Raw genomic sequence first — 23,731 nt, 5'->3', positions numbered from 1 at the left:
AGACGCTGCACAGCCTGCTTCTTCTTGCAGCTTGCAGCCCACAGCTTGCAGCTCATCCCGCTTTCAACACCAGGCATGCCAATGTCCAGCAAAGAACAGCACCCCAGCGACCTGATTCGCGCACGTGACCTGGAAGGCGTCGATGTGTGGGCACTGCCCAGCTTCGACCCTGAGCCGGAACCTGAGCCCGAACCGGAACCGGAAATCATCGAGGAAGAGGTCGAGGAAGTACCGCTGGAGGAAGTCCAGCCACTGACCCTTGAAGAGCTCGAAGCGATCCGGCAGGAGGCCTATAACGAAGGTTTCGCCACCGGCGAGCGCGAGGGCTTTCACAGCACCCAGTTGAAGGTGCGACAGGAGGCCGAGGAGGCGCTCAATGCCCGGCTCGCCGACCTGGAACAGCTGATGGCGCACCTGCTCGAGCCTATCGCCGAGCAGGACACACAGATCGAGAAGACCCTCGTTCACCTGGTGGCGCACATGGCGCAGCAGGTGATCGGTCGCGAACTGCGCAGCGACTCCAGCCAGATCACCCAGGTACTGCGCGAAGCGTTGAAGCTGCTGCCCATGGGCGCGGACACTATCCGCATTCACCTCAACCCCCAGGATTTCGAACTGGCCAAAGCCCTGCGCGAACGCCATGAGGAGAGCTGGAAGCTGCTTGAGGATGACGCCCTGTTGCCAGGAGGGTGCCGCATCGAGACCGCGCACAGCCGCATCGACGCAACCATGGAAACCCGCATCGAAAAGGCCGTGGCCCAGCTGTTCGATCAGTTGCACGACCAGGCCCTGCACCCGGCGGCGCCGGATATATCGATCGAGTTGAGCGCCAACGATGCGCCTTGACCGCACCAGCTTCGGCAAACGCCTGGGTGGCTACGCCGAGGCGATCAAGCTGCCCGTGCAGCCGGTGGTCGAAGGCCGTCTGCTGCGCATGGTCGGCCTCACCCTGGAGGCTGAAGGCCTGCGCGCCGCAGTGGGCGCACGCTGCCTGGTGATCAATGACGACTCGTACCACCCGGTGCAGGTCGAAGCCGAAGTCATGGGGTTTGCTGGCAGCAAGGTCTTCCTCATGCCGGTCGGCAGCATCGCCGGTATCGCCCCCGGGGCGCGGGTGGTGCCGCTGGACGACAGCGGTCGTTTGCCCATGGGCATGAGTATGCTTGGCCGGGTGCTCGATGGCGCCGGCCGAGCCCTGGACGGCAAGGGCGGGATGAAGGCTGAGGATTGGGTGCCGATGGACGGCCCGCTCATCAACCCGCTCAACCGCGACCCGATCAGCCAGCCACTGGATGTGGGCATCCGTAGCATCAACAGCCTGCTGACCGTCGGCCGGGGCCAGCGCCTGGGCCTGTTCGCCGGTACCGGTGTCGGTAAATCGGTGTTGCTCGGCATGATGACTCGCTTCACCGACGCCGACATCATCGTGGTCGGCCTGATTGGCGAACGGGGCCGCGAGGTGAAGGAGTTCATTGAGCATATTCTGGGTGAAGAGGGGCTCAAGCGATCGGTGGTGGTCGCATCCCCGGCCGACGACGCGCCGTTGATGCGGTTGCGTGCGGCCATGTATTGCACGCGCATTGCCGAGTACTTCCGCGACAAGGGCAAGAACGTCCTGTTGCTGATGGATTCGCTGACCCGTTTCGCCCAAGCCCAGCGTGAAATTGCCTTGGCCATCGGCGAGCCGCCGGCGACCCGTGGTTACCCGCCATCGGTGTTCGCCAAGCTGCCCAAGCTGGTGGAGCGCGCCGGTAATGGTGAGCCCGGCGGTGGCTCGATCACCGCCTTCTATACCGTGCTGTCCGAAGGCGACGACCAGCAGGATCCGATCGCCGACTCGGCGCGTGGCGTGCTCGATGGCCACTTCGTCTTGTCCCGCCGGCTGGCCGAGGAAGGCCATTACCCCGCGATCGATATCGAAGCCTCGATCAGCCGGGTGATGCCGCAGGTGGTCGATGCCGATCACCTGCGCCAGGCGCAGAAATTCAAGCAACTGTGGTCGCGCCTGTCGCAGAGCCGCGACCTGATCAGTGTCGGCGCCTATGTGGCAGGCGGCGACCCGGAAACCGACCTGGCCATTGCGCTGCAGCCAAAACTGGTGGACTTGCTGCGCCAAGGGCTGGATGAAAATGTCGGTATGGAGCAGAGCCGACAGCAGCTGGGGGCTATCTTCACGCCTCCGGCGAACGGTTGATAGGCCATGAGTACGCCTGGTCGTGCCGCGCGTCTGCTGCCAGTGGTGCAGATGGCCGAGGAAGCCGAGCGCAAGGCAGCCCAGCGGCTGGGGCATTTTCAGCAGTTGGTGGCTCAGGCCCAGGCCAAGCTGGCCGAACTTGAGTCGTTCCGTGAGGGCTATCAGGCGCAATGGATCGACCGCGGTGGCCAAGGCGTCAATGGCAGCTGGCTGGTCAACTACCAGCGCTTTCTAGGCCAGCTCGAAACGGCCATGACCCAGCAGCGCCAGAGCCTGACTTGGCACCAGAACAACCTGAAGAACGCCAGGGGCACCTGGCAGCAAGCCTATGCCCGGGTGGAGGGCCTGCGCAAACTGGTGCAGCGTTATCAGGAAGAGGCGCGCCGCGCCGAGGACAAGCGCGAGCAGCGCTTGCTGGATGAATTGTCCCAGCGATTGCCAAGGCAAGGCCACATCTAGCTTGCAGCTTGCGGCTTGCAGCTCTGCCCCCTGCCTGCTAAACCTTGAACTGTTGCATTCGCCATCATCGAAGGAATCGCTAGCATGGCAGTCGAGACCGATTTTTCGCAGGACGAGAAAAAGCTGACGATCAAGATCAAGGGTCGTTTCGATTTCGGTAAGCATCAGGAGTTCCGCGATGCTTACGAGCGTCAACCCAAGCGCCCGGACTCGGTTGTGGTCGACCTCAAAGACACAACCTACCTGGACAGCTCGGCCCTCGGCATGTTGCTGCTGCTGCGTGACCACGCCGGGGGCGATGAGTCGGACGTGCGCGTGGTGCATGCCAGTTCAGACGTGCGCAAGATCCTTGCCATATCCAACTTCGACAAACTGTTCGCTATCAGTTGAGCGTCATGGCGCCGGCCGAACAGCCATTGACCGTGCTGGTAGCCGAAGACGGGGCCACGGACAGGCTGTTGCTGGCTCAGATCGTGCGGCGCCAGGGGCATCTCGTCTACACCGCGGAAAACGGCCAGCAAGCCGTTGAGCTGTTCGCCGAAAAGCGTCCGCAACTGGTCCTGCTCGATGCCCTGATGCCGGTCATGGACGGTTTCGAAGCGGCGCGGCAGATCAAGGTGCTGGCCGGCGAGGCCTTGGTGCCGATCATCTTTCTGACTTCGCTCAATGAGGAAGAGGCCCTGGTGCGTTGCCTGGAGGCGGGCGGTGACGACTTCATGGCCAAGCCCTACAGTGCGGTGATCCTCGGCGCCAAGATCCGCGCCATGGACCGCCTGCGCAGGCTGCAGGCCACGGTGCTCGAGCAGCGCGACCTGATTACCCGGCATCACCATCACCTGCTCAACGAGCAGCGGGTGGCCAAGGCGGTGTTCGACAAGGTTGCCCATTCTGGCTGCATCACGGCGCCGAACATTCGTTTCCTGCAGTCGCCTTACGCACTGTTCAATGGCGACTTGCTGCTGGCGGCGTTCACCCCATCCGGCGACATGCATGTGCTGCTGGGTGACTTCACCGGGCATGGGCTGTCTGCCGCAATCGGTGCCATGCCCTTGGCGGAAGTGTTCTATGGCATGACGGCCAAAGGCTACGGCCTGGCGCACATGCTGCGTGAGATGAACGCCAAGCTCAAACGCATCTTGCCGGTGGACATGTTCTGTTGCGCACAGCTGCTCAGCCTGAGCGTGCAGCGCGGTTCGGTGGAGGTGTGGAACGGGGGCATGCCGGATGGCTACCGCCTGTCGCCTGGCGGTGAGGTGCTTTCCATGCTGGGTTCGCGCCACCTTCCGCTGGGCATCCTGGCGCCTGAACGCTTCGATGACAGTACCGAGGTGTTGCCGCTGGCGCCGGGGGAGCGGGTGTTGCTGCTCTCCGACGGCGTTGTGGATACAGCCGACGAAGCGCAGACGTTGTTCGGTGTCGAGCGCCTGCGCGCGGTGCTGGCGGCCAACCGTGATCCGGCGCGGCTTTTCGACGAGGTGATGGAGGCGCTGGAGCGCTTCTGCGGGCGCCCCAGGGATGACATCAGTCTGTGCGATATCCGTATGTTCACTGCGCAGGAGCGGGTGCCGGCGCCAACCATCTATTCTGATAGTGGGCGCTCCAGCCCGTTGGACTGGTCGCTAGGCTTCGAGTTGCGCGGTGAGAGCCTCAAACGGTTCAACCCGGTGCCCTACCTGGTGCAGTTGCTGCAGGAAATCCACGGTTTGCGGCCCCGCACCGGCGCCCTGCACAGCGTGCTCAGTGAGTTGTATTCCAATGCGCTGGAGCACGGTGTGCTGCGCCTGGATTCGCGGCTCAAGCGGGATGTGCATGGGTTTGCCGACTACTATCAGGAACGCGCCCGCAGGCTCGCTGCGTTGACCGAGGGCAGCGTGCGCATCGATCTGAAAGTGGAACCGATGGCCGAAGGTGGTCGTCTGATGATCGAAGTCCGTGACAGTGGTGCGGGGTTCGATGTGCAGCGGGTGCTGGCGCGTCCTGCCCGTGAGCATGGGTTGAGTGGTCGTGGGTTGCACCTGGTGCGGCGCCTTGGCAGCCGCGCCGGGTGGCGTGAAGGTGGCCGGTGCGCATGGGTGCAGTTCGATTGGTGAGCTGTTTGGCGCTTGAGGCATAATTCTGCTTGATCAGGGAGTGAGCAAGTGACTGACATACATATTGACCACAGGGTGCTCAGTGAGCTGCAGGAGGTCATGGAAGATGGCTATCTGCAGCTGGTTGAAACCTTTTTGGAAGATTCCGGGCGGCGTCTTGACGCACTTCACGGTGCCAGGAACGCCGATGAGCTTGGCGTGGCCGCGCACAGTTTCAAGGGCAGCAGCAGCAACATGGGCGCGGTCGGGCTGGCGCAGCTTTGCCATCAGCTGGAGGAGCGGGTCAAGCAGCGCTCGTTCAATGGCATAGAAGAACTGATCAACCGTATCGACCAGGAGTATCTGGAGGTGCAGCGTTTCTATCAGGGCGAACGCAAGCGTGTTTCCGCAGGCTGATCGGGCAGTTGGCTCGACTTTTGCCTGTATGTGCCTCAACGATACCTTTGTTTCTGGCGCGGAGACCCCTCAATGCCTGTCGCACCTAATCCTTTGTTGCAAACCAGTACGCTGAGCAAGCCGTCGCGTGCGGGTTCCTCGCAGGTGGACAAGCCGCTGCAGGCGGCGGGCGGGCAGGGCGGCGGCTTCGATCAGGTCATGGCCAGGCAGGGCAATGACAAAGCGCAGGTCCGTGATGACAAGGTCGCCCAGGCCAAGCCCAAGGACAAGAGTGAGGTCGGCCAAGGCGGCAAGAAAGAGCCTGCCGACAAACCGGGGGCTGCCGATGACGGCAATAAATTGCCAGCGGACGATCAGGCGCAAGCCAGTACCGATAGCGCACCTGGCAGTGATTCGACCTCGCTGGATGCCAGCCTGGTGGCGGGCCAGGTGACCGATGCGCAGCCGGGGGCACAGTTGCTGCAAGCCCAGGCTGAAGCGGTGGCGCCGGTGCTTCAGGCGGCGGGCCAGCTACCGCAAGCTGCGATAACCGAAGCGCTGCCCGAGGATCCGGCAGCGCAAGCCTTCGACCCTGATGCCGACCCGTTGGCCAACTTGCCGACCCTGCGCCTGGCGCTGGAGCACAGCGCACACGCCAAGGGCACGACCTCGGCCCACGCCGCCGACCCCTCCCAGGCCAGTGCCGAGGATGGTCAGCCTGCCGTCAATCCCTTGGCGAACTTGATCGACAAGGTCGAGGCCGAGGCAGGGCAAGCGGAAACCGGTGACAAGGCCTTTGGTGCGTTGCTCGACGATGGCCTCAAGGATACCAAGAGCGCCTCCAGCGACACTCGGATCGACGATTTCGCCAACCGCTTGGCGAGCCTGACCCAGGCTGCCACGGCCAAGACCGCCAATGCCGTGCCGGTGACCGGCAACCCGCTGCACCAGCCATTGTCGATGAACCAGAACGCCTGGGCTGAAGGGCTGGTCAACCGCGTCATGTACCTGTCCAGCCAGAACCTGAAGTCGGCGGACATCCAGTTGGAGCCGGCCGAGCTTGGCCGGCTGGATATCCGCGTCAACGTGGCTGCCGACCAGGCGACCCAGGTGACCTTCATCAGCGGCCATGCAGGCGTGCGTGATGCGCTGGACAGCCAGGTGCATCGCTTGCGCGAGCTGTTTGCCCAGCAGGGGCTGGCGCAGCCGGACGTCAACGTGGCTGACCAGTCGCGCGGGCAGCAACAGCAAGCGCAGCAGGACGGTTCACAGTTGTCCGGCGTTGCCGCACGGCGGGCTCAGAATGGCGGTGGTAGCGAGCAGGGTGAGCTCGCTGAAGCCTCCCGGCCGGTCGAGCATCAGGTCGTGGTCGGCGACAGTGCCGTCGACTTCTATGCCTGAGTTGCTGTTCTCTGCCATGGCCGGTCGCAGGCGATAGGGCCGGTACCGGCAAAAATCCCAATCTGGCATAACACTTGCTCAAGCCACGTCATCCTCATTTGAAACCCCGATGGACGACGGATTATTGGCATGGCGAAGAGCGACGCAGTGAAAGACCCCGCCACTAAAGGCAAACTCAAGCTGATCCTGCTGTTGGTGCTGGCCCTTCTGCTGGCGGTCGGCCTGTCGGTGGGCGCGACCTGGTTCTTCATGCACAAGAGCGAGTCGGCTCCAGCGGCCGATCCGGCAGCGGCCAACGTCAAGCTGGCGGCAATCTACGAGCCCCTGGCGCCGGCCTTCGTGGTCAACTTCAACCAGAACGGCCGCCAGCGCTACATGCAGGTGAGCATCACCCTGCAAGGGCGCAACCAGGCTGACCTGGATGCCCTGAAGGTGCACATGCCGGTGATCCGCAACAACCTGGTGATGATGTTCTCCGGGCAGGGCTTCGACACCTTGGCCGCCAGCTCCGTGGGCCAGGAGATGCTGCGTCAGAAAGCCACCGCAGTGGTTCAGGAAGTGGCGCAGAAGGAAGTCGGCAAGCCGGTGATAGACCAGCTGCTGTTCACCAATTTCGTATTGCAGTAGGAGTCCGCAATGGCCGTACAGGACCTGCTGTCCCAGGATGAGATCGACGCCCTGCTGCACGGCGTCGATGATGGGCTGGTACAGACCGAGAGCGCTGCCGAGCCTGGCAGCATCAAAAGCTACGACCTGACCAGCCAGGATCGGATCGTGCGCGGTCGCATGCCGACCCTCGAGATGATCAACGAACGTTTCGCCCGGTACACCCGTATCAGCATGTTCAACCTCCTGCGTCGCTCCGCCGACGTTGCGGTGGGGGGTGTGCAGGTGATGAAGTTCGGCGAGTACGTGCATTCGCTGTACGTGCCGACCAGCCTCAACCTGGTCAAGATCAAGCCGCTGCGCGGTACTTCGCTGTTCATTCTGGACGCCAAGCTGGTGTTCAAGCTGGTGGACAACTTCTTCGGCGGTGACGGTCGTCACGCCAAGATCGAAGGCCGCGAGTTCACCCCCACTGAACTGCGGGTGGTGCGCATGGTGCTGGACCAGTGCTTCATCGACCTCAAGGAAGCCTGGCAGGCGATCATGCCGGTCAACTTCGAGTACATGAACTCCGAAGTCAACCCGGCCATGGCCAACATCGTCGGGCCGAGCGAAGCCGTGGTGGTGTCGACCTTCCATATCGAACTGGACGGTGGAGGCGGCGACCTGCACGTGACCATGCCCTACTCGATGATCGAGCCGGTGCGCGAGATGCTCGATGCCGGTTTCCAGTCCGACCTGGACGACCAGGACGAGCGCTGGGTCAAGGCCCTGCGCGAAGACGTGCTGGACGTTTCGGTACCGCTCAGTGCCACGGTTGCCCGCCGTCAACTCAAATTGCGCGATGTGCTGCACATGCAACCGGGTGACGTGATCCCGGTGGAGCTGCCGGAGCACCTTGTGCTGCGTGCCAATGGCGTGCCGTCGTTCAAGGCGCGCCTGGGTTCGCACAAGGGCAACCTGGCGTTGCAGATCATCGACCCGATCGAACGCCGCTGACGGCGTGCCGGTCGCTCACTACGAATTGAATGCCTGTCGAGGACATCATGGCTAACGAAAACGAGATTACCTCCCCGGAAGAACAGGCCCTGGCCGATGAATGGGCTGCGGCGCTGGAAGAAACCGGTGATGCCGGCCAGGCTGACATCGACGCGCTGCTCGGCGGCGACGGCGGTAGCGCCGGTGCCGGCCGGTTGCCGATGGAGGAGTTCGCCAGCTCCCCCCGGCCCAAGGAAAACGTCAGCCTGGAAGGGCCGAACCTGGACGTGATCCTGGACATCCCGGTGAACATCTCCATGGAAGTGGGCAGCACCGAGATCAACATCCGCAACCTGCTGCAGCTCAACCAAGGTTCGGTGATCGAGCTCGACCGCCTGGCCGGCGAGCCGCTGGATGTGCTGGTCAACGGCACCCTGATCGCCCACGGCGAGGTGGTTGTGGTCAACGAGAAGTTCGGCATCCGCCTGACTGACGTGATCAGCCCCAGCGAACGCATCAAGAAGCTGCGCTGAGTGAAGGGCACGATACGGGCTGTCACGGCCCTTGCCGCGCTGCTCGCCAGCGAAGTGGTGATCGCCGCTGCCGCACCGGCCGTGGTGGCCACGCCGCCGGCCGCAGCGCCCGGCAGCCTGGGTGGGCAGCTGGCGCAAATGGTGCTCGGCCTGCTGCTGGTGGTGGGCCTGATCTTCTTTCTGGCCTGGCTGCTGCGCCGCATGCAGGGCGCAGCACCCAAGGGCGGCCAGGTGATCGAAGTGATCGGCAGCCGCGCCATTGGCCCGCGTGACCGGCTGTTGCTGGTGCAGGTGGGCAAGGAGCAGCTGCTCATCGGCCACACCCCAGGCAGCATCGAAGCTCTGCATGTGCTGGCCGAGCCCGTGCAGGTGCCGGCCAGCGCCCGCCAGGCGACGCCGGAGTTTGCCCAGCGCCTCATGGAGCTGATGGGCAAGGATCATAAGGACAAGAAGTGATGAGCGGCGCGCTACGTACCCTGTCGGGCCTGTTGTTGATGCTGGTGCTGCTGTTGGCAGCGCCTCTGGCCCTGGCGGCCGACCCGCTGTCGATCCCGGCCATCACCCTGTCCAACGGCCCGGACGGGCAGCAGGAATACTCGGTCAGCCTGCAGATCCTGCTGATCATGACGGCGCTGAGTTTCATCCCTGCGTTCGTCATCCTGATGACCAGCTTCACCCGAATCATCATCGTGTTCTCGATCCTGCGCCAGGCCCTGGGCTTGCAGCAGACACCGTCGAACCAGGTGCTGACCGGCATGGCGCTGTTCCTGACGATGTTCATCATGGCCCCGGTGTTCGACCGGGTGAACCAGGATGCACTGCAGCCGTACCTCAACGAGCAGATGACCGCCCAGCAGGCGATCGACAAGGCCCAGGGGCCGCTCAAGGACTTCATGCTGGCGCAGACCCGGCAGAGCGACCTGGACCTGTTCATGCGCCTGTCCAAGCGCACCGACATTGCCGGGCCTGATCAGGTCCCGCTGACCATCCTGGTGCCGGCGTTCGTCACCTCGGAGCTCAAGACCGCGTTCCAGATCGGTTTCATGATTTTCATCCCGTTCCTGATCATCGACATGGTGGTCGCCAGTGTGCTGATGGCCATGGGTATGATGATGCTGTCGCCATTGATCATCTCGTTGCCGTTCAAGATCATGCTGTTCGTTCTGGTCGATGGCTGGGCGCTGATCATGGGCACCCTGGCCGGCAGTTTCGGCGGCGTCTGACGCCGTCAAGGAGAGCCTTGCATGACCCCTGAAGTTGCCGTCGACCTGTTTCGCGACGCCCTGTGGCTTACCACGCTGATGGTGGCCATTCTGGTGGTGCCGAGCCTGCTGGTCGGCCTGGTGGTTGCGATGTTCCAGGCTGCCACGCAGATCAACGAACAGACCCTGAGCTTCCTGCCGCGCCTGCTGGTGATGCTGGTGACACTGATCGTCGCCGGCCCTTGGCTGACCCAGAAGTTCATGGAATACATCACGGGCCTGTACACCAGCATCCCGCAGCTGATCGGTTGAGGCGGCCATGCTGGAGCTGACCGACGCACAGATCGGCACCTGGGTCGCCACCTTCATCCTGCCGCTGTTCCGGGTGACCGCAGTGCTGATGACCATGCCCATCTTCGGTACCCGCATGCTGCCGGCGCGCATACGCCTGTACGCAGCCGTGGCCATTACCGTGGTGATCGTGCCGGCGTTACCGCCGTTGCCGGAATTCGACCCGCTGAGCTTGCGTGGCATGTTGCTGTGCGGTGAACAGATCATCGTCGGGGCATTGTTCGGTTTTTCGTTGCAGTTGCTGTTCCAGGCGTTCGTCATCGCCGGGCAGATCATCGCGATACAGATGGGTATGGCGTTCGCATCGATGGTCGACCCGGCCAACGGCGTCAACGTGGCGGTGGTCAGCCAGTTCATGACCATGCTGGTGAGCGTGCTGTTCCTGGTGATGAACGGCCATCTGGTGGTATTCGAAGTGCTGACCGAAAGCTTTACCACCTTGCCGGTCGGTCACGCGCTTGTGGTCAACCACTTCTGGGAAATCGCCGGCCGCCTGAGCTGGGTATTTGGTGCCGGTCTGCTGCTGATCCTGCCGGCAATCGCCGCGCTCCTGGTGGTGAACATCGCCTTTGGCGTGATGACCCGCGCTGCGCCGCAGTTGAACATCTTCTCTATCGGGTTCCCGCTGACCCTGGTGCTGGGTATCGGCATCTTTTGGGTGGGCCTTGCCGATATTCTTCCGCACTACCAGGCATTGGCCAGCGAAGCGCTGCAATGGCTGCGTGAACTGGCGAGGGCGCGCTGAGCATGGCTGAGAGCGAGAGTGGTCAGGACAAGACGGAAGACCCCACCGACAAACGCAAGCGCGACGCGCGAGAAAAAGGTGAGATCGCCCGTTCCAAGGAGTTGAACACCGTGGCGGTGACCCTGGGGGGCGCGGGTGGGCTGCTGGCGTTCGGCGGGCACCTGGCCGAGACGCTGCTGGAGATGATGCGCCTCAACTTCAGCCTGACCCGTGAAGTGATCGTCGACGAGGGTGCCATGGGCGCCTTCTTGCTGGCCTCGGGCAAGATGGCGATCTGGGCAGTGCAACCGGTGCTGATCCTGCTGTTCGTGGTGGCCTTCATTGCGCCCATCGCGCTGGGCGGTTTCCTGTTCTCCGGCAGCCTGCTGCAGCCAAAATTCAGCCGCATGAACCCGCTGTCGGGGATCAAGCGCATGTTCTCGATGAATGCCCTGACCGAGCTGCTCAAGGCCGTTGCCAAGTTCGTCGTCATCCTTGTGGTGGCGTTGGTGGTGCTGGCCAACGACCGCCAGGCGTTGCTGGCGATCGCCAACGAACCGCTGGAGCAGGCGATCATTCATAGCGTTCAGGTGGTGGGGTGGAGTGCATTGTGGATGTCGGCCGGGCTGTTGCTGGTGGCTGCGGCAGACGTGCCGTTCCAGCTTTGGCAGACGCACAAGAAGCTGAAGATGACCAAGCAGGAGGTCAAGGACGAGTACAAGGACAGCGAAGGCAAGCCTGAGGTCAAACAACGGATTCGCCAGTTGCAGCGCGAGGTATCGCAGCGGCGGATGATGGCTGCCGTGCCCGATGCGGATGTGATCATCACCAACCCGACCCATTATGCCGTGGCGCTGCAGTATGACCCGGAGAAGGGTGGGGTGGCGCCGTTGCTGCTGGCCAAAGGTACGGATTTCATTGCCTTGAAAATCCGCGAGATCGGGGTCGAGCACAAGGTGCAGATTCTCGAGTCGCCTGCGCTGGCGCGTGCGATCTACTACTCCACCGAAATCGAACAGGAGATTCCCGCAGGGTTGTACCTGGCGGTGGCGCAGGTGCTGGCGTATGTGTTCCAGATCCGCCAGTACCGGTCCGGCAAGGGCAAACGGCCGGAGCCATTGAAGGAAGATTTGCCGATACCGCCGGATTTGCGGCGTGATAGCTGAGTTTTAAGCTGCAAGCCTCAAGCTGCAAGCCTCAAGAAAAAGCAGGACGGCGCTGCCATGCGTTCCTTGCAGCTTGCAGCTTAAAGCTCGCAGCTGTCGCAAAGTTGGAAAGCTTCTTGCAGAGCCACGCCCAAGCGCCCCTGGGGCGTCAAAGTTTTGCTTGAAGAGGGCTCTCGGTGGATCGCAGTCAGTTAATCAACAACGCACGCCACAACTTGGCCGGCCTGGGCCGGGGCAACCTGGGTGTGCCGCTGTTGCTGCTGGTGATGTTGGCAATGATGATGTTGCCGATACCGCCGTTCCTGCTCGACGTGTTCTTCACCTTCAACATCGCCCTGTCGATTGTGGTCCTGCTGGTCTGCGTGTATGCCTTGCGGCCACTCGACTTTGCCGCGTTCCCCACCATTTTGCTGGTGGCGACGCTGTTGCGGCTGGCCTTGAACGTCGCCTCCACGCGTGTGGTCATGCTCCACGGCCAGGAGGGCCATGGCGCTGCGGGCCAAGTGATCCAGGCGTTCGGTGACGTGGTGATCGGCGGCAACTACGTCGTCGGTGCAGTGGTGTTCGCCATCCTCATGATCATCAACTTCGTGGTGGTCACCAAAGGTGCCGGGCGCATCTCTGAAGTGAGCGCGCGTTTCACGCTGGACGCCATGCCCGGCAAGCAGATGGCAATCGACGCCGACCTCAATGCCGGCCTCATCGATCAGTCCCAGGCCAAGGCGCGACGCGCCGAAGTCGCCCAGGAGGCCGAGTTCTACGGTTCGATGGACGGTGCCAGCAAATTCGTGCGCGGTGACGCCATCGCCGGCCTGCTGATCCTGTTCATCAACCTCATCGGCGGCATGCTCATTGGCATGCTCCAGTACAACATGTCCTTCAGCGAGGCCGGCAAGGTCTATGCGCTGCTGACCATTGGTGACGGTTTGGTGGCGCAATTGCCATCACTGCTGCTGTCCACCGCTGCCGCGATCATGGTGACCCGTGCTTCCGGCTCCGAGGACATGGGCAAGCTGATCAACCGGCAAATGTTCGATTCGCCCAAAGCGCTGGCGGTATCGGCAGGCTTGATGATCGTCATGGGCCTGGTGCCAGGCATGCCGCACTTCGCTTTCCTCAGCCTTGGGCTGGTGGCCGGCGGTGGTGCCTACCTGGTCTGGAAGAAGCAGCAGAAGGCCAAGGTCGCCGCGCAGCAAGAGGCGCAGCGCCAGCAGGACCTGCTGCCGTCGCCGCAACGGGCCATGGAAACCAAAGAGCTTGGCTGGGATGACGTGACGCCGATCGACATGATCGGCCTGGAAGTCGGTTACCGCCTGATCCCGCTGGTCGATCGCAACCAGGGTGGGCAACTGCTGGCTCGGATCAAGGGCGTGCGCAAAAAGCTCTCCCAGGACCTGGGCTTCCTCATGCCGACCGTGCACATCCGCGACAACCTCGACCTGCAGCCCAGCGCCTATCGCCTGACGCTGATGGGCGTGATTCTGGCCGAGGCCGAGATCTACCCGGACCGCGAGCTTGCCATCAACCCTGGGCAGGTCTTCGGTACCCTCAACGGCATCGCCGCCCGTGACCCGGCCTTCGGCCTGGAAGCGGTATGGATCGATATCGGCCAGCGTGCCCAGGCGCAGTCGCTGGGCTACACCGTGGTCGACGCCAGTACCGTGGTTGCCACGCACCTCAACCAGATCCTGCAGAAGCATTGCCACGAACTGATCGGCCACGAGGAAGTGCAGCAATTGCTGCAGGTGCTGGGCAAGGCTTCGCCTAAACTTGCAGAGGAACTGGTGCCGGGTGTCATTTCCTTGTCGGGCCTGCTCAAGGTCCTGCAGGCATTGCTCGCCGAGCAGGTGCCGGTGCGTGACATCCGCAGCATTGCCGAGGCCATCGCCAATAATGCGGGTAAGAGTCAAGATACTGCCGCGCTGGTGGCGGCAGTGCGCGTCGGATTGTGTCGCGCCATCGTGCAAAGCATTGTCGGCGTTGAGTCCGAGCTGCCTGTGATCACGCTTGAGCCAAGGTTGGAACAGATTTTGCTCAATAGTCTGCAAAGGGCCGGGCAAGGTCAGGAAGACGGTGTTCTTCTGGAGCCGAGCATGGCCGAAAAGCTGCAGCGTTCGTTGATTGAAGCGGCCCAGCGTCAGGAGATGCAGGGCCAGCCGGCCATCCTTCTGGTTGCCGGCCCGATCCGTGCCATGCTGTCGCGCTTCGGCCGCCTGGCTGTACCGAATTTGCATGTTCTGGCGTATCAGGAAATACCGGATAACAAGCAAGTCACCATCGTTGCCACCGTGGGCCCCAACGGCTGAGGTAGTGGGTTATGCAAGTTAAGCGTTTTTTCGCCGCCGATATGCGCCAGGCCATGAAGCTGGTCCGTGATGAGCTGGGCTCCGACGCCGCCATCATCGGTAACCGGCGCATCGCTGGCGGTGTCGAACTGACGGCCGCGCTGGACTACAAACTGTCCGCGTTGGCCCCGCGCGTGCCCAACGCCGAGCTCGAGCAAGAGCTGCGCAAGACCCAGACGCGCATCGCCACTGCCCAGGCTGAGCTGGACAACCGCAGTGATGCCAGCGAAGGCAGCCGCCAATTGTTCGCCGGGCAGTCGCTGACCGCCTCGCAGCCATTGATCGAACCGCATGTGGACGTGCCGGCCCCTGCCGCACCTGCTGCGCCGGCACCGGTCGACCCGCGCTTGTTCGATGCGATGCGCTCTGAGCTGTCGGGCCTGCGCGAGCTGCTGGAAGTGCAGCTCGGTTCGCTGGCCTGGAACCAGCTGCAAGGCAGCAAACCGGCGCAGGCCAACCTCTGGCGCCGGCTGCAGCGCATCGGCCTGTCCGGGCCGATCGCCCGCGAGCTGCTGGACCTGACCGCCGAAATCGAGGAGCCACGCCAGGCCTGGCGCATGCTGCTGGCGCACCTGGCACGCATGATCGAAGTGCCGGAGATCGAGCCGATCGAAGAGGGTGGCGTGATCGCCATGGTCGGCCCTGCCGGCATGGGCAAGACCACCACGCTGGCCAAGCTGGCGGCGCGCTATGTCCTCAAGTACGGCCCGCAGAACGTGGCCCTGGTCAGCATGGACAGTTTTCGCATTGGTGCCCAGGAGCAGCTCAAGACCCTGGGGCGCATCCTCAACGTGCCGGTGACTTATGTAGACCCCGGCCAGTCGCTGGCCCAGGCGCTGGAGCCGCTGCTGCGCAAGCGCGTGGTGCTGATCGATACCGCCGGCCTGCAGGCCAGCGACCCGGCCCTGCGCATGCAGCTGGAAAGCCTGGCCAGCCGCGGCATCGCCGCGAAGAATTACCTGGTGCTGGCCACCACCAGCCAGAAGCAGGTGCTGACGGCCGCCTACCACAGCTACAAGCGCTGTGGCCTGGCCGGCTGTATCCTGACCAAACTCGATGAAACGGCGAGCCTCGGCGATGTGCTGAGCCTGGCCATCAGTCATGAACTGCCCGTTGCCTATCTTACCGATGGCCCGCGCATTCCTGACGACCTGCACTTGCCGCGGGCGCACCAACTGGTTAGCCGCGCGGTCAATGTGCAGTTGCAGGATGAGCCCAGCGAAGAGGCCATGGCCGACATGTTCGCTGATCTCTATCACAACCCAAGGAGAGCGGGTTGATGATCAAGCGTATGCAAAATACCTACACCAAGGGGACCGCTGTGATGCCCCACGTGTGGCTTGGGTCCAAGCGAGACAAGGTGAACAACGAACATGGGTAGCATGCATCCCGTACAGGTGATCGCCGTGACCGGTGGCAAAGGTGGCGTCGGCAAGACTAACGTTTCAGTGAACCTGTCCCTGGCACTGGCCGAACTCGGCCGCCGGGTCATGCTGCTTGACGCCGACCTGGGCCTTGCCAACGTCGACGTGTTGCTGGGCCTGACCCCCAAACACACCCTGGCCGATGTCATTGAAGGGCGCTGCGAGCTGCGCGACGTGCTGTTGCAGGGGCCGGGCGGTGTGCGCATCGTGCCGGCGGCCTCCGGCACCCAGAGCATGGTGCACCTGGCACCGGCCCAGCATGCCGGGCTGATCCAGGCCTTCAGCGAGATCGGCGACAACCTCGACGTGCTGGTGATAGACACCGCTGCGGGGATTGGTGACTCGGTAGTCAGTTTCGTTCGTGCAGCCCAGGAAGTGCTGCTGGTGGTGTGCGACGAACCGACCTCGATCACCGACGCCTACGCGCTGATCAAGCTGCTCAATCGCGATTACGGGATGAACCGTTTCCGCGTGCTGGCCAACATGGCGCAAAGCCCGCAGGAAGGGCGCAACCTGTTCGCCAAGTTGACCAAGGTCACTGATCGCTTCCTCGACGTTGCCCTGCAATACGTCGGCGCCGTGCCGTATGACGAGTGTGTGCGCAAGGCGGTGCAGAAGCAGCGGGCAGTCTACGAAGCCTTCCCTCGTTCCAAGTGTGCGCTGGCCTTCAAGGCCATTGCCCAGAAGGTCGACAGCTGGCCGCTGCCGGCCAACCCGCGCGGGCATCTGGAGTTCTTCGTCGAACGCCTGGTGCAGCCAACCAGTGCAGGGCCGGTCCTATGAGTGCGAGCGGGTTCAAGATGTACAGCAAGGCGTCCAAAGACGCCCAGTACGATCTGGTTGAACGCTACGCGCCGCTGGTCAAGCGCATTGCCTACCACCTGCTGGCGCGCCTGCCTGCCAACGTGCAGGTGGAAGACCTGATCCAGGCCGGCATGATCGGCTTGCTTGAGGTCGCCAACAAATACGACGCCAGCAAGGGCGCCAGCTTTGAAACCTACGCCGGCATCCGCATCCGCGGCGCCATGCTCGACGAGGTACGCAAAGGTGATTGGGCACCGCGTTCGGTGCACCGCAACACGCGTATGGTCAGCGATGCGATGCGCGCTGTGGAAGCAAGAACCGGCCGCGACGCTAAAGATCATGAAGTTGCGGCCGAACTCAAGTTGAGTCTCGATGATTACTACGGGATTTTGAACGATACCCTGGGTAGCCGCCTGTTCAGCTTTGACGACCTGTTGCAGGACGGCGAGCACGAAGGGCTGCACGAGGAGGGCGCCAGTGGCCAGGTCGAGCCGTCGCGCGACCTGGAGGACGAGCGCTTCCAGGCCGCCCTGACCGATGCCATCGCCAACCTGCCGGAGCGCGAGCGGCTGGTACTGGCGCTGTACTATGACGAAGAGCTGAACCTCAAGGAAATCGGTGAGGTACTGGGGGTCAGCGAATCGCGTGTCAGCCAGCTGCACAGCCAGTGCGCCGCGCGTTTGCGCAGCCGTCTTGGGGAATGGCGGGCGCGTTGAGCCCGGGGTCGTTGCAGTCGTTTTCACGTTGTACCGAATTGATTGAATGCGCGCTCGGGGCCGAGCGCGTTTGAGACTGCTTGGAGGTCTAATTGAACAAAGACATGAAAATCCTCATCGTTGACGACTTTTCGACGATGCGGCGGATCATCAAGAACCTGTTGCGTGATCTGGGCTTCACCAATACCGACGAAGCTGACGACGGCACCACGGCGTTGCCGATGCTCGAAAGCGGCCATTACGACTTCCTGGTGACCGACTGGAACATGCCTGGCATGTCCGGTATCGACTTGCTGCGCAAGGTACGTGCCCACGAGCGCCTGAAGGGTATGCCGGTACTGATGGTGACGGCCGAAGCCAAGCGCGACCAGATCATCGAAGCGGCTCAGGCCGGTGTGAATGGGTATGTGGTCAAGCCGTTCACCGCCCAGGTGCTCAAAGAAAAGATCGAGAAGATCTTCGAACGCGTCAACGGCTGAACAAAGTCAGGGGGCGCCATGGAATCAACACAAACGTCTTTGGGGGAGTTTGAGTCAACCCTGAAGAAGCATGCTCAGGAACTGGTCGAAAGCCTGGAACGGGGCCGGTTCGGCGAGGCGGTGCAGCTGATTCATCAGCTCAACCAGACCCGCGACCGCGGCTTGTATCAGGAAGTCGGCAAGCTCACACGCGAGCTGCACAGTGCGATCGTCAGCTTCCAGATCGACCCGCGCATGCCGCAGGCCGAGGAAGTCTCGCAGATCACCGATGCCACCGAACGCTTGTCCTATGTGGTCAAGCTGACTGAAGGCGCCGCCAACCGCACCATGGACCTGGTGGAGGAGAGCACGCCCGTGCTCAACGACTTGGCTGCAGAGGCGCAGAACCTCAGTGTCGACTGGCAGCGTTTCATGCGCCGCGAAGTCGCTGCGCCGGAATTCCGCGAGTTGGTCAAGCGTGTCGACAGTTTCCTGACGCACAGCGCTGAAGGTAACCGCAAGGTATCCGGCCACCTCAATGACATTCTGCTGGCTCAGGACTATCAGGACCTGACCGGCCAGGTGATCAAGCGGGTGACTGCGCTTGTGACCGAAGTCGAAAGCAATCTGCTCAAGCTCGTGCTGATGGCCAGTCAGGTCGACCGTTTTGCCGGTATCGAACATGACCACCAACAGCTGCGCGCGGAAAAAGATGAAGAAAAATATCCGGCTCGGGGTGAAGGTCCGCAGATTCATGCCGATAAGCGTGAAGACGTCGTGTCCGGTCAGGACGATGTCGATGATCTGCTGTCCAGCCTGGGTTTTTGAGGAGCACGTTTAATGAGCTTCGGCGCCGATGAAGAAATCCTTCAGGATTTCCTGGTAGAAGCCGGCGAAATTCTTGAGCAACTGTCCGAGCAACTGGTCGAGCTGGAAAGCCGGCCCGATGATGCCGACCTGCTCAATGCGATCTTTCGCGGTTTCCACACTGTAAAAGGGGGCGCCGGCTTCCTCCAGCTCAATGAGCTGGTGGAGTGCTGCCATATCGCCGAGAACGTGTTCGACATCCTGCGCAAAGGTGAGCGCCGGGTCGACGCGGAACTGATGGACGTGGTGCTCGAAGCACTGGACACGGTCAACAGCATGTTTGGCCAGGTGCGCGAGCGCAGTGAAGTCACCCCGGCCACGCCCGAGTTGCTGGCGGCCCTGGCACGCCTGGCCGAGCCGGCTGGCCCTGAAGCGGCTGCGCCGGTGGTCGAGGCTGCGCCTGCGCCGGCCGAACCTGCCGCCGAGGCCGACATCACCGACACCGAATTCGAGCAGCTGCTCGACTCGCTCGATGCGGTCAAAGCCCAGGCAGCCGCTGCCGAACAGCAACTGCAAGGCGAAACGCTGTCCGGTTCGGGTGACGAGATCACCGACGACGAATTCGAATCGTTGCTCGATCAGTTGCACGGCAAGGGCCAGTTCTCGGCCGAAGGCGTTGCCACAGAGCCTGTGGCCGCTTCTGCCAGCGCGCCAGCCAGCGACGAGATCACTGACGAAGAATTCGAGTCGCTGCTCGATCAGCTGCACGGCAAGGGCACGTTCCAGGCGGATGCGCTGCCTGCTGCCGTGGCGCCGGTGGCCAGCGAAGCGTCAGCTGCCGGTAGCAGCGATGAAATCAGCGAGCACGAGTTCGAGGCACTGCTCGATCAGTTGCATGGCAAAGGCAAGTTCACCGGCGATGCGGTTACCGCTGAAGCGCCCGCCGCCGTTGCCGCCCCTGCGGCCGCCAAGGCGCAAAGCCAGCCGGTGGCCAAGCCGGCACCTGCACCTGCACCTGCTGCGGCGGCCAAGCCCGCCGCGCCGGCCCGCGCGCCCGCACCTGCTGCCGAAAAGCACGCGGTGAGCGAAGCGGAAACCACCGTGCGCGTCGATACGGCGCGCCTGGACGAGATCATGAACATGGTCGGCGAACTGGTGCTGGTGCGTAACCGCCTGGTGCGCCTGGGCCTGAACAGCGGTGACGAGGCCATGTCCAAGGCCGTGTCGAACCTGGACGTGGTCACTGCCGACCTGCAGACCGCGGTGATGAAAACGCGTATGCAGCCGATCAAGAAAGTCTTCGGCCGCTTCCCGCGCCTGGTCCGCGACCTGGCCCGCCAGTTGAAGAAAGAGATCAACCTGGAACTGGTCGGTGAAGAGACCGACCTGGACAAGAACCTTGTCGAGGCATTGGCCGACCCCCTGGTGCACTTGGTGCGCAACGCGGTGGACCACGGTGTGGAGATGCCTGACGAGCGTGAAGCCTCGGGCAAGGCGCGTACCGGCCACGTGGTATTGTCGGCCGAGCAGGAGGGTGACCACATCCTGCTGTCGATCTCCGATGACGGCAAAGGCATGGACCCTAACATTCTGCGCGCCAAGGCGGTGGAAAAGGGCCTGATGGACAAGGACGCCGCCGACCGTCTGAGCGAGTCGGACTGCTACAACCTGATCTTCGCCCCAGGCTTCTCGACCAAGACGGAAATCTCCGATGTGTCCGGCCGTGGTGTCGGTATGGACGTGGTCAAGACCAAGATTTCCCAGCTCAACGGCTCGATCAACATCTTCTCGGCCAAAGGCCAGGGTTCGAAGATCGTCATCAAGGTGCCGCTGACCCTGGCGATCATGCCGACCCTGATGGTGATGCTGGGCAACCAGGCGTTCGCCTTCCCGCTGGTCAACGTCAACGAAATCTTCCACCTGGACCTGTCGCGCACCAACGTGGTCGACGGCCAGGAGGTGGTGATCGTGCGCGACAAGGCGCTGCCGCTGTTCTACCTCAAGCGCTGGCTGGTCCAGGGCCAGGTGCACGAGGAGCAGCGCGAGGGCCATGTGGTGATTCTCTCTGTGGGCACCCAGCGCATCGGCTTCGTGGTCGACCAACTGGTGGGTCAGGAAGAGGTGGTGATCAAGCCGCTGGGCAAGATGCTGCAGGGCACCCCGGGCATGTCCGGCGCCACCATCACCGGTGACGGTCGCATTGCGCTGATCCTCGACGTACCGAGCATGCTCAAGCGTTACGCGGCGCGGCGTATTTGATTTCGGTGGCGCGCCCTGCGGGGCTGCGCCACCTAATGGAGTGTTTATGGCAGTCAAGGTCCTGGTGGTGGATGATTCGGGTTTCTTCCGCCGCCGCGTCTCGGAAATCCTCTCGGCGGACCCGACGATCCAGGTCGTCGGTACCGCGACCAACGGTAGGGAAGCGATCGACCAGGCGCTGGCGCTCAAGCCCGATGTCATCACCATGGACTACGAAATGCCCATGATGGATGGCATCACCGCCGTGCGGCACATCATGCAGCGCTGCCCGACACCGGTGTTGATGTTCTCCTCGCTGACCCACGAAGGCGCCCGTGTGACCCTCGACGCGCTGGATGCCGGTGCGGTGGATTACCTGCCGAAGAACTTCGAGGACATCTCGCGCAACCCGGAGAAGGTCAAGCAGATGCTGTGCGAGAAGGTGCACACCCTTTCGCGCAGCAACCGTCGTTTCGGTGGTTACCCAAGCACCGCCGCGGCGCCTGCGCCGGCACCTGCCAGCGTGGCGCACGCCCCCGCCAGCAGCCTGGCCAGCACCGCGCCAACACGCAGCGTGGCGCCTGCCCGAGCGGCGGCTGCACCGGCGTCAAGCCATTCGCCCGCGCCCAAGCGCAAGGCCTACAAACTGGTGGCTATCGGCACATCGACCGGTGGCCCGGTCGCGCTGCAGCGGGTACTGACGCAACTGCCTGCCGGGTTCCCGGCTCCGATCGTGCTCATCCAGCACATGCCGGCGGCGTTCACCAAGGCGTTTGCCGAGCGCCTGGACAAGCTGTGCAAGATCAGCGTCAAGGAAGCCGAGGACGGCGACGTGCTGCGCCCAGGCCTGGCCCTGCTTGCCCCCGGTGGCAAGCAGATGATGATCGATGGCCGGGGCACGGTGAAGATCCTGCCCGGTGACGAGCGCTTGAACTACAAGCCCTGCGTGGACATCACCTTCGGTTCGGCAGCCAAGTCGTACGGTGACAAGGTGCTGTCGGTGGTGCTGACCGGCATGGGTGCCGATGGCCGTGAAGGCGCGCGCCTGCTCAAGCAGGGCGGCAGCACCGTGTGGGCCCAGGATGAAGCCAGTTGCGTGATCTATGGCATGCCCATGGCCATCGTCAAAGCCAACCTGGCCGATGCGGTGTACAGCCTGGATGAGATCGGCAAGCACCTGGTCGAGGCGTGTGTGTAATGGATGTCCTTAGCCTGATCGGACTGATCCTGGCCTTCGTTGCCATCGTCGGTGGCAACTTCCTCGAAGGTGGCCATGTCGGTGCGCTGCTCAATGGCCCGGCAGCCCTTATCGTACTGGGCGGTACCCTGGCGGCGGCGCTTTTGCAGTCACCGTTGTCATCGTTCAAGCGTGCCTTGCAGATCTTGCGCTGGATCATCTTCCCGCCGCGGGTCGATCTGGCTGGCGGCATCGACAAGGTGGTGAACTGGAGCCTGACCGCACGCAAGGAAGGCCTGCTTGGCCTGGAAGGTGTGGCCGATGGCGAGCCCGACCCGTATGCCCGCAAAGGCTTGCAGTTGCTGGTCGACGGCGCCGAGCCCGAGGCCATTCGCAGTATCCTCGAAGTCGATTTCCTGACCCAGGAAGGCCGTGACATCCAGGCTGCCAAGGTGTTTGAAAGCATGGGCGGCTACGCGCCGACCATCGGCATCATCGGTGCGGTGATGGGCCTGATCCACGTGATGGGCAACCTGGCCGACCCGTCTCAGCTGGGCAACGGCATCGCCGTTGCGTTCGTTGCCACCATTTATGGCGTGGCCAGTGCCAACCTGATTCTGTTGCCGGTCGCGAGCAAGCTCAAGGCCATCGTCATGCGCCAGTCACGCTACCGCGAAATGCTGCTAGAAGGCCTGTTGTCGATTGCCGAGGGTGAAAACCCGCGTTCGATCGAACTGAAGCTGCAAGGCTTCATGGAGTAACCTATGCGTCGCCGTCGCCATACTGAAGAACATGAAAACCACGAGCGATGGCTGGTGTCGTACGCCGACTTCATTACCTTGCTGTTCGCCTTTTTCGTGGTCATGTACTCGATTTCCTCGATCAACGAGGGTAAGTACAAGGTCATTTCGCAAGCGTTGCTCGGGGTGTTCAACGACCCTGAGCGGAGCATGAAGCCAATCCCGATCGGCGATGAGCAACCGCTCAGCGTCAGGCCGGCCGAGCCGTTGATCAAGGACAGCGAGCAGACCGACGCTGGCCTTGCGCAGACCAGCGTCGACCCGCTCAAAGCCATCAGTGAAGACGTGCGCGATGCCTTCGGTGACCTGATCAGCTCCGACCAGATGACCATCCGCGCCAACGAGCTGTGGGTGGAGATCGAGCTGAATTCCTCGCTGCTGTTCGGCAGTGGCGATGCCATGCCCAGCGACCAGGCGTTCGACATCATCGAGAAGGTGGCGCACATCCTCAAACCGTTCGCCAACCCGGTGCACGTCGAGGGCTTTACCGACAACCTGCCGATCCGTACCGCGCAATACCCGACCAACTGGGAGCTGTCTTCGGCGCGGGCGGCGAGCATTGTCCGCCTGCTGGCGATGGAAGGCGTCAACCCGGCGCGCATGGCCTCGGTGGGCTATGGCGAATATCAGCCTGTGGCCAGCAATGACACTGCAGAGGGCCGGGCGCGAAACCGCCGTGTGGTGCTGGTGATCTCGCGCAACCTTGAAGTACGCCGCAGCCTGACGGGCTCCGGCAGTGCCAACACCACCCCGGACGCCGCCCTGCGCCGCGCTGGCACACAAAGTGCACCGGCAACCCCAGCAGCGACGGCGGGGCAGTGACTCGTCAATTCTCTGTCACCGCGACCCCTGTGGCGGCTGCAAAGCCGGATCGCACAGGGTT

25 protein-coding genes are annotated in these 23,731 nt (G+C 62.8%); all 25 read left to right on the top strand.

Translation table 11 applies throughout. The features are described 5' to 3' along the window. Positions 1-81 precede the first annotated feature (81 nt). The 25 genes from fliH to motD all read left to right on the top strand — a co-directional run bounded on the left by fliH (position 82) and on the right by motD (position 23,670). Positions 82-846 carry a flagellar assembly protein FliH gene (gene fliH, locus JNA92_RS10270; protein ID WP_241804578.1) on the top strand — a complete coding sequence of 255 codons (765 nt, stop codon included), beginning with the start codon at positions 82-84 and terminating at the stop codon, positions 844-846. After that, the gene (fliI, locus tag JNA92_RS10265) at positions 836-2,194 is read left to right on the top strand and encodes a flagellar protein export ATPase FliI (protein ID WP_241804577.1); all 1,359 of its coding nucleotides are present in this window, start codon (positions 836-838) and stop codon (positions 2,192-2,194) included. The genes fliH and fliI overlap by 11 nt, the downstream gene beginning before the upstream one ends. A 6-nt stretch (positions 2,195-2,200) precedes the next feature. Beyond that, positions 2,201-2,653, top strand: a complete 453-nt coding sequence (fliJ, locus tag JNA92_RS10260) for a flagellar export protein FliJ (RefSeq protein WP_241804576.1) — start codon at positions 2,201-2,203, stop codon at positions 2,651-2,653. A gap of 84 nt (positions 2,654-2,737) precedes the next feature. Further along, entirely contained in the window at positions 2,738-3,043 is a 306-nt protein-coding gene (locus tag JNA92_RS10255; protein ID WP_012315519.1) for an STAS domain-containing protein, read from the top strand. A 5-nt stretch (positions 3,044-3,048) separates the two neighbouring features. Then, the gene (locus tag JNA92_RS10250) at positions 3,049-4,743 is read left to right on the top strand and encodes an ATP-binding SpoIIE family protein phosphatase (RefSeq protein ID WP_241804575.1); all 1,695 of its coding nucleotides are present in this window, start codon (positions 3,049-3,051) and stop codon (positions 4,741-4,743) included. 48 nt (positions 4,744-4,791) lie between these two features. After that, on the top strand, positions 4,792-5,139 hold the full coding sequence (locus JNA92_RS10245) for an Hpt domain-containing protein (RefSeq protein ID WP_241804574.1): 348 nt from the start codon (positions 4,792-4,794) through the stop codon (positions 5,137-5,139). A gap of 72 nt (positions 5,140-5,211) precedes the next feature. Further along, a complete protein-coding gene (locus JNA92_RS10240) occupies positions 5,212-6,519 on the top strand; it encodes a flagellar hook-length control protein FliK (RefSeq protein ID WP_241804573.1) in 1,308 nt (435 codons plus the stop codon). Positions 6,520-6,648: 129 nt separating this feature from the next. Next, positions 6,649-7,146, top strand: coding sequence for a flagellar basal body-associated protein FliL (fliL, locus tag JNA92_RS10235; protein ID WP_241804572.1), 498 nt, complete (start codon positions 6,649-6,651; stop codon positions 7,144-7,146). A 9-nt stretch (positions 7,147-7,155) separates the two neighbouring features. Beyond that, entirely contained in the window at positions 7,156-8,124 is a 969-nt protein-coding gene (fliM, locus tag JNA92_RS10230) for a flagellar motor switch protein FliM (RefSeq protein ID WP_012315514.1), read from the top strand. Positions 8,125-8,171: 47 nt separating this feature from the next. Further along, a complete protein-coding gene (gene fliN / locus JNA92_RS10225; protein ID WP_241804571.1) occupies positions 8,172-8,636 on the top strand; it encodes a flagellar motor switch protein FliN in 465 nt (154 codons plus the stop codon). Next, on the top strand, positions 8,637-9,092 hold the full coding sequence (gene fliO / locus JNA92_RS10220; protein WP_241804570.1) for a flagellar biosynthetic protein FliO: 456 nt from the start codon (positions 8,637-8,639) through the stop codon (positions 9,090-9,092). It begins immediately after the preceding gene. After that, positions 9,092-9,859, top strand: coding sequence for a flagellar type III secretion system pore protein FliP (gene fliP, locus JNA92_RS10215; RefSeq protein WP_241804569.1), 768 nt, complete (start codon positions 9,092-9,094; stop codon positions 9,857-9,859). Before fliO ends, fliP begins: the two co-directional genes overlap by 1 nt. 21 nt (positions 9,860-9,880) lie before the next feature. After that, a complete protein-coding gene (gene fliQ / locus JNA92_RS10210) occupies positions 9,881-10,150 on the top strand; it encodes a flagellar biosynthesis protein FliQ (protein ID WP_012315510.1) in 270 nt (89 codons plus the stop codon). Between the two features lie 7 nt (positions 10,151-10,157). Further along, positions 10,158-10,934 (top strand): flagellar biosynthetic protein FliR, encoded by a 777-nt coding sequence (fliR, locus tag JNA92_RS10205; protein WP_241804568.1) that lies wholly within the window; start codon positions 10,158-10,160, stop codon positions 10,932-10,934. Positions 10,935-10,936: 2 nt separating this feature from the next. After that, positions 10,937-12,079, top strand: a complete 1,143-nt coding sequence (gene flhB, locus JNA92_RS10200; RefSeq protein WP_241804567.1) for a flagellar biosynthesis protein FlhB — start codon at positions 10,937-10,939, stop codon at positions 12,077-12,079. A 176-nt stretch (positions 12,080-12,255) separates the two neighbouring features. Further along, positions 12,256-14,385: a flagellar biosynthesis protein FlhA gene (gene flhA, locus JNA92_RS10195; RefSeq protein WP_241804566.1), complete on the top strand. Its 2,130-nt coding sequence runs from the start codon at positions 12,256-12,258 to the stop codon at positions 14,383-14,385. An 11-nt stretch (positions 14,386-14,396) separates the two neighbouring features. Next, positions 14,397-15,704, top strand: coding sequence for a flagellar biosynthesis protein FlhF (gene flhF / locus JNA92_RS10190; protein WP_241804565.1), 1,308 nt, complete (start codon positions 14,397-14,399; stop codon positions 15,702-15,704). 93 nt (positions 15,705-15,797) lie between these two features. Further along, positions 15,798-16,631, top strand: a complete 834-nt coding sequence (fleN, locus tag JNA92_RS10185; protein ID WP_011534890.1) for a flagellar synthesis regulator FleN — start codon at positions 15,798-15,800, stop codon at positions 16,629-16,631. Continuing rightward, complete coding sequence (fliA, locus tag JNA92_RS10180) at positions 16,628-17,368, top strand: RNA polymerase sigma factor FliA (protein ID WP_012315498.1); 741 nt, start codon at positions 16,628-16,630, stop codon at positions 17,366-17,368. Before fleN ends, fliA begins: the two co-directional genes overlap by 4 nt. Positions 17,369-17,472: 104 nt before the next feature. Beyond that, positions 17,473-17,847 carry a chemotaxis response regulator CheY gene (locus JNA92_RS10175; RefSeq protein WP_133328372.1) on the top strand — a complete coding sequence of 125 codons (375 nt, stop codon included), beginning with the start codon at positions 17,473-17,475 and terminating at the stop codon, positions 17,845-17,847. Between the two features lie 18 nt (positions 17,848-17,865). Continuing rightward, the gene (locus tag JNA92_RS10170) at positions 17,866-18,654 is read left to right on the top strand and encodes a protein phosphatase CheZ (RefSeq protein ID WP_039601990.1); all 789 of its coding nucleotides are present in this window, start codon (positions 17,866-17,868) and stop codon (positions 18,652-18,654) included. Between the two features lie 12 nt (positions 18,655-18,666). Further along, on the top strand, positions 18,667-20,892 hold the full coding sequence (locus JNA92_RS10165) for a chemotaxis protein CheA (protein WP_241804564.1): 2,226 nt from the start codon (positions 18,667-18,669) through the stop codon (positions 20,890-20,892). Positions 20,893-20,938: 46 nt separating this feature from the next. After that, on the top strand, positions 20,939-22,069 hold the full coding sequence (locus tag JNA92_RS10160; RefSeq protein WP_241804563.1) for a protein-glutamate methylesterase/protein-glutamine glutaminase: 1,131 nt from the start codon (positions 20,939-20,941) through the stop codon (positions 22,067-22,069). Continuing rightward, positions 22,069-22,809, top strand: a complete 741-nt coding sequence (locus JNA92_RS10155) for a flagellar motor protein (protein WP_241804562.1) — start codon at positions 22,069-22,071, stop codon at positions 22,807-22,809. Before JNA92_RS10160 ends, JNA92_RS10155 begins: the two co-directional genes overlap by 1 nt. A gap of 3 nt (positions 22,810-22,812) precedes the next feature. Then, complete coding sequence (gene motD, locus JNA92_RS10150; RefSeq protein ID WP_241804561.1) at positions 22,813-23,670, top strand: flagellar motor protein MotD; 858 nt, start codon at positions 22,813-22,815, stop codon at positions 23,668-23,670. Positions 23,671-23,731: the final 61 nt, after the last annotated feature.

The organism is Pseudomonas putida, from assembly GCF_022627325.1.
GTDB classification, from domain to species: Bacteria; Pseudomonadota; Gammaproteobacteria; order Pseudomonadales; family Pseudomonadaceae; genus Aquipseudomonas; species Aquipseudomonas putida_X.
The sequence above is the reverse complement of the archived record's forward strand: the minus strand, read 5'-3'. Positions and strand labels throughout refer to the sequence as shown.